The sequence below is a fragment of the Haemophilus influenzae genome (assembly GCF_003494325.1).
In the GTDB taxonomy this organism is placed as follows: domain Bacteria; phylum Pseudomonadota; class Gammaproteobacteria; order Enterobacterales; family Pasteurellaceae; genus Haemophilus; species Haemophilus influenzae_I.
Map to the genome: position 1 here is coordinate 18,287 of NZ_QQIK01000008.1, position 9,156 is coordinate 27,442.

The 9,156-nt window shown below is 38.4% G+C and carries 8 protein-coding genes and 1 rRNA gene; 6 read left to right on the forward strand and 3 right to left on the reverse strand.

Annotated elements, in window-relative coordinates:
• Nucleotides 1-171: 171 nt before the first annotated feature.
• From rapA to DV356_RS09720, 4 genes are read left to right on the forward strand one after another with little or no spacing between them, the layout of a single operon-like run.
• Nucleotides 172-2,943, forward strand: a complete 2,772-nt coding sequence (gene rapA / locus DV356_RS09705; protein WP_118806888.1) for an RNA polymerase-associated protein RapA — start codon at nucleotides 172-174, stop codon at nucleotides 2,941-2,943.
• A gap of 2 nt (nucleotides 2,944-2,945) precedes the next feature.
• Nucleotides 2,946-3,605 (forward strand): bifunctional tRNA pseudouridine(32) synthase/23S rRNA pseudouridine(746) synthase RluA, encoded by a 660-nt coding sequence (gene rluA, locus DV356_RS09710; protein WP_112119275.1) that lies wholly within the window; start codon nucleotides 2,946-2,948, stop codon nucleotides 3,603-3,605.
• A 26-nt stretch (nucleotides 3,606-3,631) separates the two neighbouring features.
• The gene (locus DV356_RS09715) at nucleotides 3,632-4,210 is read left to right on the forward strand and encodes a rhomboid family intramembrane serine protease (protein WP_065250669.1); all 579 of its coding nucleotides are present in this window, start codon (nucleotides 3,632-3,634) and stop codon (nucleotides 4,208-4,210) included.
• Nucleotides 4,211-4,239: 29 nt separating this feature from the next.
• Nucleotides 4,240-5,007 (forward strand): DeoR/GlpR family transcriptional regulator, encoded by a 768-nt coding sequence (locus DV356_RS09720; RefSeq protein WP_005658558.1) that lies wholly within the window; start codon nucleotides 4,240-4,242, stop codon nucleotides 5,005-5,007.
• Nucleotides 5,008-5,308: 301 nt separating this feature from the next.
• Here DV356_RS09720 and DV356_RS09725 read toward each other — a convergent pair whose 3' ends face one another.
• The 3 genes from DV356_RS09725 to metN are packed head-to-tail and all read right to left on the reverse strand — an operon-like array spanning nucleotide 5,309 to nucleotide 7,885.
• A complete protein-coding gene (locus DV356_RS09725) occupies nucleotides 5,309-6,130 on the reverse strand; it encodes a MetQ/NlpA family lipoprotein (protein WP_005654466.1) in 822 nt (273 codons plus the stop codon).
• A gap of 38 nt (nucleotides 6,131-6,168) precedes the next feature.
• A complete protein-coding gene (locus DV356_RS09730; RefSeq protein WP_005654464.1) occupies nucleotides 6,169-6,858 on the reverse strand; it encodes a methionine ABC transporter permease in 690 nt (229 codons plus the stop codon).
• Complete coding sequence (gene metN / locus DV356_RS09735) at nucleotides 6,848-7,885, reverse strand: methionine ABC transporter ATP-binding protein MetN (protein WP_005648552.1); 1,038 nt, start codon at nucleotides 7,883-7,885, stop codon at nucleotides 6,848-6,850. Before metN ends, DV356_RS09730 begins: the two co-directional genes overlap by 11 nt.
• 175 nt (nucleotides 7,886-8,060) lie before the next feature.
• Here metN and gmhB point away from each other — a divergent pair, with 175 nt between their 5' ends.
• Together gmhB and DV356_RS09745 are read left to right on the forward strand one after the other, a co-directional pair.
• The gene (gene gmhB / locus DV356_RS09740) at nucleotides 8,061-8,615 is read left to right on the forward strand and encodes a D-glycero-beta-D-manno-heptose 1,7-bisphosphate 7-phosphatase (protein WP_118806889.1); all 555 of its coding nucleotides are present in this window, start codon (nucleotides 8,061-8,063) and stop codon (nucleotides 8,613-8,615) included.
• A gap of 342 nt (nucleotides 8,616-8,957) precedes the next feature.
• Nucleotides 8,958-9,156, forward strand: a 16S ribosomal RNA gene (locus DV356_RS09745); the annotation flags it as partial.

Below are 9,156 nucleotides of genomic sequence, written 5' to 3' on the forward strand. Positions count from 1 at the left end.
TCGAGATTCTAGTTTACGCTTGAGCATATTGAAAATCCAAGGATAAATTATATTGGGGTGACGTATATCTTCCTAAAAGTGCGGTCAATTTTTTGTGAGTTTCTTTTCAAGAGTATGCAAGCTACAATACGCCCCCAAGTTTTATCAATGTAAATCAGAAAGAGAATAATTATGCCCTTTGCTATTGGTCAGCGTTGGTTAAGTGAAAGTGAAAACGCTTTAGGATTAGGTGTTATTACCGCATTAGATCAACGAACTGTTACTATTTATTTCCCCGCAGCAGATGAAACACGGATATATGCTATAGCGCAAGCACCTTTAAGTCGAATTGTATTTAGCAAAGGCGAAACATTATCCCATCAAGCTGGCTGGCAAGGCGAGATTTTAGACGTTCAAAATATGAATGGTTTGTTGTTTTATTTAGTTAAAAATCCACAAGATGAAGATGTTATTGTGCAAGAACGTGATATTTCGCCGATTATTTCTTTTAGTCAAGCGAAAGATCGTCTCTTTTCAGCGCAAATTGATCGCAGTACTCATTTTGCATTGCGTTATCGCACGCTTTGTCATCAGCAAGCACAATTTAAATCGCCATTGCGTGGTTTACGCGGAACGCGTGCGGGTTTAATTCCCCATCAGCTTCATATTGCAGCTGAAGTCGGTAATCGAGTTAATCCTCGCGTGTTATTGGCGGATGAGGTTGGTTTAGGGAAAACCATTGAAGCAGGAATGATTTTGCAAAATCAACTTTTTGCTGAGAAAGTGCAACGTGTTCTTATTATCGTGCCAGAAACCTTGCAACATCAATGGCTGGTGGAAATGCTTCGTCGTTTTAATTTGCATTTTTCACTTTTTGATGAAGAACGTTGCAACGATTTTGATCTTGATGCGGTTAATCCATTCACGACTGAAAGTTTAATTATCTGTTCGCTGAATTGGTTAGAAACGCATCCAAACCGAGTAGAGCAGGCACTTGATGCTCAATTTGATTGCTTAATTGTGGACGAAGCCCATCATTTGGTGTGGTCTGAAACCTCGCCAAGTGCAGCTTATTTATTCGTTGAACAGCTTGCTCGTATCATTCCATCCGTCTTGTTACTCACTGCAACTCCAGAGCAACTTGGGCAAGAAAGTCATTTTGCTCGTTTGCGCTTACTGGATCCAGAACGTTTCTTTGATTATCAAACCTTTGTGAAAGAGCAGGAACGCTATCAACCTGTGGTTAATGCCGTTGAATCTTTGCTGGCAAATAAGGCATTAAGTGCGGTCGAAAAAAATCATATTTCTGATTTATTGCTTGAACAAGATGTCGAGCCACTTTTTAAAGCAATTGCATCAAATAATGATGAAGAACAACAGCGTGCCCGTCAGGAATTGATTCAAGCCTTAATTGATCGTCACGGCACGGGGCGAATGTTATTCCGCAATACACGTCAAGGGGTGAAAGGTTTTCCGCACCGTGTTTATCATCAAATTACTCTCTCTGAAGAGAATGATAAAATTGATTGGCTGATTGATTTCCTCAAACTACATCGCAATGAAAAAATCTTTGTGATTTGCCAGACGGCGGCAACTGCGATTCAGTTAGAACAAATTTTACGTGAACGTGAGGCGATTCGCGCCGCAGTGTTCCACGAAAAAATGTCGATTATTGAACGGGATAGAGCAGCCGCTTATTTTGCGGACTTAGAAAACGGTGCGCAGGTTTTACTGAGCTCGAGTATTGGCTCGGAAGGGCGTAACTTCCAATTCGCAGCAAATTTAGTGTTATTTGATTTACCGACAAATCCTGATTTATTGGAACAATGTATTGGCCGATTAGATCGTATTGGACAAAAACGTGATGTGCAAATTTATATGCCTTGTGCGAAAGATTCGCCTCAAAGTCGTTTAGCACGTTGGTACAATGAGGGATTGAATGCTTTTGAACAAACTTGTCCAATGGGAATGGCATTATTTTCTCAGTTTGCCGATGAGTTGGAAAAAGTGCGGTCAAATTCTACCGCACTTTCAGAGAATGAATTTTCTGGATTATTAAAACAAACTAAAACCGCTCGGGAAAAACTCAAGATTGAGTTAGAAAAAGGTCGCGATCGTTTATTAGAGCTAAATTCTCATGGCGGTGAGCAAGCACAAGCATTAGCAGATCAAATTGCTGATGAAGATAATTCGCCAGAGCTTGTGAATTTTGCTTTAAAATTATTTGATATTATTGGCGTAGAGCAAGAAGATCTTGGGGCTAATAGTATTGTAATTAGTCCAACTGGGACAATGCTTGTGCCCGATTTTCCAGGTTTAAAAGAAGAAGGTGTGACGGTTACCTTTGATCGAGAACTTGCCCTTGCCCGCGAAGAAATGGAATTCTTGACTTGGGATCATCCTATGATTCGTCAAGGTATTGATCTTGTTGCTTCGGGGGATATTGGCAAAGCCGCAATGGCATTGCTTGTGAATAAACAACTGCCCGCTGGAACCTTATTAATTGAATTGATTTACGTGGTGGAAAGCCAATCACCAAAAGGATTACAGCTCAATCGTTTCTTGCCACCAACGCCTATTCGTCTGCTGCTTGATAACAAAGGAAATAACATTGGTGAGCAGGTTGCTTTTGAAACATTGCATAGCAAATTGAAACCACTTGGTAAAAATATTGCCAATCAAATGGTGAAAATGGCACGGAGCAACATTGAAGACTTGATCATGCGAGGTGATCAACTCGTAAAATCCTTGGCAGAACCGATTATTGCTGAAGCTAAAAATCAAGCAGATCAACAATTAAGCGCAGAAATTAATCGTTTGCAGGCTTTGCGAGCAGTGAATAAAAATATTCGCCAAAGCGAAATTGATATTTTGGAACAACAACGAACACAATCACTGGACGAGCTTTTTAAAGCAAATTGGCGTTTGGATTGCTTGCGTGTCATTGTGACGAACAAGGAATAAAAATGGCATTGATTGAATACAATCCGCCCCTTGAACCTTATTTGGATATTATTTATCAAGATAATCATTTGTGCGTGGTGAACAAACCGAGCGGTTTGCTTTCTGTGTCGGGCAATCAACCACAATATTACGATAGCGTAATGAGTCGAGTAAAAGAAAAATTCGGTTTTTGTGAGCCTGCTCATCGTTTGGATATGGCAACGAGCGGTATTATTGTGTTTGCTTTAAGTAAGGCGGCGGATCGTGAATTAAAACGTCAATTTCGCGAACGTGAACCGAAAAAACACTATCAAGCGATTGTTTGGGGGCATTTGGAGAACGATTATGGCGAGGTAAATTTGCCAATGATTTGTGATTGGGAAAATCGACCTCGCCAACGTTTGGATTTCGTTTTAGGAAAAAGAGCGGTCACAAAATTCGAAGTTTTAGCACGTTTGCCGAATAACAGTACTCGCGTGAAACTGACGCCCGTGACAGGCAGATCTCATCAATTACGCTTGCACATGTTAGCATTGGGGCATCCAATTCTAGGCGATAAATTTTACTCTCATCCTCAGGCTAAAGCTATATCGCCAAGATTATGTTTGCACGCAGAAGAATTGACGATTACCCACCCCATTACAGGGGAAACAATGACTTTTAATGCGAAGTCCGATTTTTAAATTTACGCATAAGCACGAGATCACGAATGAAAAACTTTTTAGCTCAACAAGGAAAAATCACGCTAATTCTCACCGCACTTTGTGTGCTTATTTATCTTGCTCAACAGCTGGGTTTTGAAGACGATATTATGTATTTGATGCATTACCCCGCTTACGAAGAGCAAGATAGTGAAGTGTGGCGTTATATTTCACATACATTGGTACATTTATCTAATTTGCATATTTTGTTTAATCTGTCTTGGTTTTTTATTTTCGGTGGAATGATTGAACGCACTTTTGGTTCGGTCAAATTATTGATGTTGTATGTTGTAGCATCTGCCATAACAGGCTATGTGCAAAATTATGTGTCTGGCCCCGCTTTCTTTGGGCTTTCTGGTGTTGTATATGCGGTTCTAGGTTATGTATTTATACGTGATAAATTGAATCATCATTTATTTGATCTGCCAGAAGGTTTTTTCACAATGTTATTGGCGGGGATCGCATTAGGTTTTGTTAGCCCATTATTTGGTGTTGAAATGGGAAATGCTGCACATATTTCAGGCTTGATTGTCGGCTTGATTTGGGGATTTATTGATAGCAAATTGCGCAAAAATTCGCTAGAGTAATCCCGTTTAATTTGGATAAAGGATTCGCTATGAAACAATCGTTACGCCATCAAAAAATTATTAAACTGGTGGGACAATCTGGCTATTTAAGCACGGAAGAATTGGTTGCTGCCTTAGATGTTAGCCCTCAAACGATTCGTCGTGATTTGAATATTTTGGCGGAGTTAGATTTAATTCGCCGCCATCACGGTGGTGCGGCATCGCCATCTTCTGCAGAAAATTCTGATTACGTGGATCGTAAACAATTCTTTTCATTACAAAAAAATAATATTGCACAAGAAGTTGCGAAGTTGATTCCTAACGGTGCATCGTTGTTTATTGATATTGGTACGACGCCGGAGGCTGTCGCCAATGCGTTGCTTGGTCATGAAAAACTCAGAATTGTGACGAACAATTTGAATGCCGCTCATCTTTTACGCCAAAATGAAAGTTTTGATATTGTTATGGCGGGCGGATCATTGCGAATGGATGGTGGAATTATCGGCGAAGCTACGGTGAATTTTATTTCTCAATTTCGCCTAGATTTCGGGATTTTAGGGATTAGCGCGATCGATGCTGATGGTTCATTATTGGATTATGATTACCATGAAGTACAAGTAAAGCGAGCGATTATTGAAAGTTCACGTCAGACCTTATTAGTGACCGATCGCTCTAAATTTACGCGCCAAGCAATTGTTCGATTGGGCGAATTAAGTGATGTGGAATATTTGTTTACGGATGATGTTCCCGAAGGAATTGCTAATTATCTGAAAGCTCAGAAAACGAAATTGGTTTTATGTAATGGTAAAGTGCGGTAAAAATATCTTTGATTTTCTTATTAATTTGTCGATAAAAGAAGCTATTACTCTTAATTTTTGATTTAATTGAACTTTATCTAAAAGTAATCTAAATATTCTCTCGCTGAATTATTATCTTTTCTATAATTAAACATTTCCAAGCGTAAAAGTATCTTGCTTTTTTAATCAATTAAAGAAATTTCATATTTCTGTATTATCTAATTATTTTTAGCTATCAATATTCTTTAAAACATTCCGAGCTTAGATAAGAAAATCCCTTGCTGGGCAAGGGATTTAGTGATGGGTTAAAGTGCGGTAGAAATTACCAACCTTTTACAACACCATCTTTAAAGTGTTTTTGAGCTTCTTGGTAAACTTCTTCTGTTTGGTAAGATTTTACGAAATCTTGAACAGCTTTGCTGTCTTTGTTATCGGTACGAGAAACGATAATGTTCACATATGGCGAATCTTTATCTTCTACAAATACACCGTCATCTTGAGCATTTAAGCCTACTTGACCCGCATAAGTATTGTTTACTACAGCTAAATCAACGTCGTCTAATGCGCGTGCCGCAACAGAAGTATCTACTTCAGTGATGTTTAATTTTTTCGGATTTTCAACAATATCTAATACAGTTGAAAGAAGGTTATTTGCATCTTTTAATTTGATTAAACCTTGTTTTTCAAGAAGAATTAATGCACGACCACGGTTTGTTGGATCGTTAGGAACAACAACTTTAGCACCGTCTTGTAATTCATTCACATTTTTGATTTTTTTAGAATAACCCGCTAATGGATAGACGAAAGTATTACCCACGATAACTAAGTTATTTAAATTTTTCGCTTTTGCATCTTCATCTAAATAAGGTTTATGTTGCATTGCGTTTGCATCTAAATCACCTTTAGATACAGCTTCATTTGGTAATGCGTAGTCATTGAATTCAACGAATTGAACGTCTAAACCGTATTTTTCTTTAGCGACTTTTGCTGCAATTTCTGCAACTTGATGCTCAGGGCCAGACATTACACCGACTTTGATTTTAAGCGGTGCTGCTGCAGCTTCAGGTTTTTTGTCTTCTTTACAGCCTGTTAAAACGAGAGCTGATGCGATTGCAGTGATTGCAAAAAGTTGTTTTAATTTCATAGGATTTCCTTCCTGTTTAAGTTAAGAGTTGCGTTTAATTAACGATGATCCACTTTTCTAGCCAGTGTATCGCCGAGTTTTTGGCTAATCATAACGAATAGCACAATAATAATGGTTGCCACCCAAGTGACATAAGGCATATTGCGATATACGCCGTAGTTGATAGCGAGGCTACCTAAACCACCGCCCCCTTGTGTTCCTGCCATTGCAGAATAACCAACTAAAGTGACTAGCGTAAGAGTAACGCCATTAATTAGCGTAGGTAGAGCTTCTGACAAATAGAATTTACGAACAATTTGCCATTTAGTAGCCCCCATTGCTTGAGCTGCTTCGGTTAAACCATTTGGAATTTCCATTAGTGCATTAGCAGTTAAGCGAGCCACGAATGGCATTGCACAAATACTCAATGGAATAATTGCTGCTGTTGTACCTAATACGGTTCCCACGATGAAACGAGTTACAGGTAATAAGATTAGGAGCAAAATAATAAATGGAATGGAACGCCCAATATTAATAATCGTGTTTAACACAAAATGAGTGCGGTTGTTTTGTAAGATCTCATTTTTTCCAGTTAAGAAAGTCCATACACCCACAGGCACGCCGACTAGTACAGCAAGTAGGGTAGATGCAAAACTGATATAAACAGTTTCATAAGTTGCGGTTGCGACAACGCCCCACATTTGAGGTGTTAATTGCTGACTGAATGTTGCCAAGAAATCATTGAACATAACCAAGCACCTCCACGCGCACGTTGTTTTCCATTAAATAAACTTTGGTTTGCGTAATGGCATCTTCATCGCCTTCTACTTCAGCAATGGTATAACCAAATTTCACGCCTCCAGCATAATCAATTTGTGAGGTTAAGATACTGAGCTCCACGCCAAATTTTTTTGATGCTTGAGAAAGTAACGGTGCATCGACTGAGCGACCCGTAAACTCAAATTTGATGATTGGATAGGCTTTACTATGTTTCGGTGTATCAGTAAGATTTTCCAAATATTCATCAGGTAGACTGATGTGGAAGGTCGAACGAATAAACTCTTGTGCTAATTCTGTTTTAGGGTTTGCAAAAATTTCACCGACAGTACCTTGTTCAACTAGGCGACCTTGATCAATGACAGCAACTTGATCACAAATCTGTTTAACAACTTCCATTTCATGGGTAATCAACAAAATTGTAATACCTAAAGTGCGGTTAATTTCTTTTAATAATTGCAGAATAGATTGCGTCGTTGCAGGATCTAATGCGCTCGTTGCTTCATCACATAATAAGACTTTAGGATCGCTCGCTAAGGCACGTGCAATGGCTACGCGTTGTTTTTGCCCGCCAGAAAGATTGCTTGGGTAAGCATCACGTTTTTCACTTAAACCAACAAGATCTAAAAGTGCGGTAATTTTTTCTTGGATTTTTGCTTTTGACTCACTTTCCAATTCTAAGGGTAATGCCACGTTTTCAAATACGGTGCGAGAACTTAGTAAATTGAAATGCTGAAAAATCATTCCAATTTGACGACGAGCAAGTACTAATTCGCGATCAGAAAGTTTTGTTAATTCTACGCCATCAACAATAACGGAACCGCTTGTCGGTTTTTCTAATAAGTTCACACAGCGAATTAATGTACTTTTTCCTGCACCAGATGCACCAATTACGCCACAGATTTGACCTTTTTCGATATTCAACGAAACATTATCAAGCGCAGTCAATTTTTTGTTCGGTAGCTCAAAAATTTTCGTAATATTATTTAGCTTAATCATATAAGCCCTTTTTATTTATTGTTTTTAAATCTGTTTTGGTATTCTAGATGTCTAGATTGCTATGTCAATATGTCAGATTATCTTTTTTAGACAGATTAGTTATGACTTATATTTGCTAATTGCTTGGATTAAATAGATAATTTTCGTCAATTTGACATGTATAAAAGGCAAGAGAATGAATAAGGCTATTTTTTTAGATCGCGATGGCACGTTAAATATTGATTATGGTTATGTACACGAAATTGATAACTTTAAATTTATTGATGGTGCGATTGATGCATTGCGAGAATTAAAGAAAATGGGATATTTGTTGGTATTAGTGACCAACCAGTCGGGCATTGCACGTGGTTATTTTTCTGAGGATCAGTTTTTACAATTAACAGAATGGATGGATTGGTCGTTAGCTGAACAAGATGTGGATTTGGATGGCATTTACTATTGTCCACATCATTCTGAGGGAAAGGGCGAATATAAAGAAGATTGTGATTGTCGGAAGCCTAAATCGGGAATGTTATTGCAAGCGATCAAAGAATTAAAGATCGATCCTACGCAATCTATTATGGTTGGAGATAAAGTTGAAGACCTAAAAGCGGGGATTGGTGCGAAAGTAAAAATGAACGTATTAGTTCGTACTGGTAAACCAGTAACAGGGGAAGGAGAAGGAATAGCGGATTATGTGTTAGATTCTATCGTAGATCTTCCGAGAATTTTAAAACGCTTAAAAAAATAGCCAAAAAGATCTATATTTTGCTCTAATCGCTTGCGCTTTAATCAAAAGATCATTTTTTTAAATATTTTTACAAAAAAGTACTTGCAAGGGATTTGAAAATCCCTATAATGCACCGCACACAACGACGCGCTGTTGTGAAGTTTTTTAAGTTTCCAAGTGCGTCGTTATTTTTTGCTCTTTAACAATATATCAGACAATCTGTGTGGGCACTTGTTGATTGACTTGTTTTAAAACTATTTTTTAATTTTGAAGTCTTAATAGGTGCTTAACTGAAAATTCATCATTACTTTTTTTAAGTAGTGTTTTATTTATAGCTAAGCAGTTTATTGAGCGATTGAACTTGAATTGAAGAGTTTGATCATGGCTCAGATTGAACGCTGGCGGCAGGCTTAACACATGCAAGTCGAACGGTAACAGGAGAAAGCTTGCTTTCTTGCTGACGAGTGGCGGACGGGTGAGTAATGCTTGGGAATCTGGCTTATGGAGGGGGATAACGACGGGAAACTGTCGCTAATACCGCGTATTATCGGAAGATGAAAGT

What these genes read in the sequence shown, in the direction of transcription:
- gmhB (WP_118806889.1), top strand. Translation starts at nt 8,061, where the DNA reads ATGAATAAGGCTATTTTTTTAGATCGCGATGGCACGTTAAATATTGAT.
- DV356_RS09720 (WP_005658558.1), top strand. Translation starts at nt 4,240, where the DNA reads ATGAAACAATCGTTACGCCATCAAAAAATTATTAAACTGGTGGGACAA.
- DV356_RS09725 (WP_005654466.1), bottom strand. Translation starts at nt 6,130, where the DNA reads ATGAAATTAAAACAACTTTTTGCAATCACTGCAATCGCATCAGCTCTC.
- rluA (WP_112119275.1), top strand. Translation starts at nt 2,946, where the DNA reads ATGGCATTGATTGAATACAATCCGCCCCTTGAACCTTATTTGGATATT.
- DV356_RS09715 (WP_065250669.1), top strand. Translation starts at nt 3,632, where the DNA reads ATGAAAAACTTTTTAGCTCAACAAGGAAAAATCACGCTAATTCTCACC.
- rapA (WP_118806888.1), top strand. Translation starts at nt 172, where the DNA reads ATGCCCTTTGCTATTGGTCAGCGTTGGTTAAGTGAAAGTGAAAACGCT.
- metN (WP_005648552.1), bottom strand. Translation starts at nt 7,885, where the DNA reads ATGATTAAGCTAAATAATATTACGAAAATTTTTGAGCTACCGAACAAA.
- DV356_RS09730 (WP_005654464.1), bottom strand. Translation starts at nt 6,858, where the DNA reads ATGTTCAATGATTTCTTGGCAACATTCAGTCAGCAATTAACACCTCAA.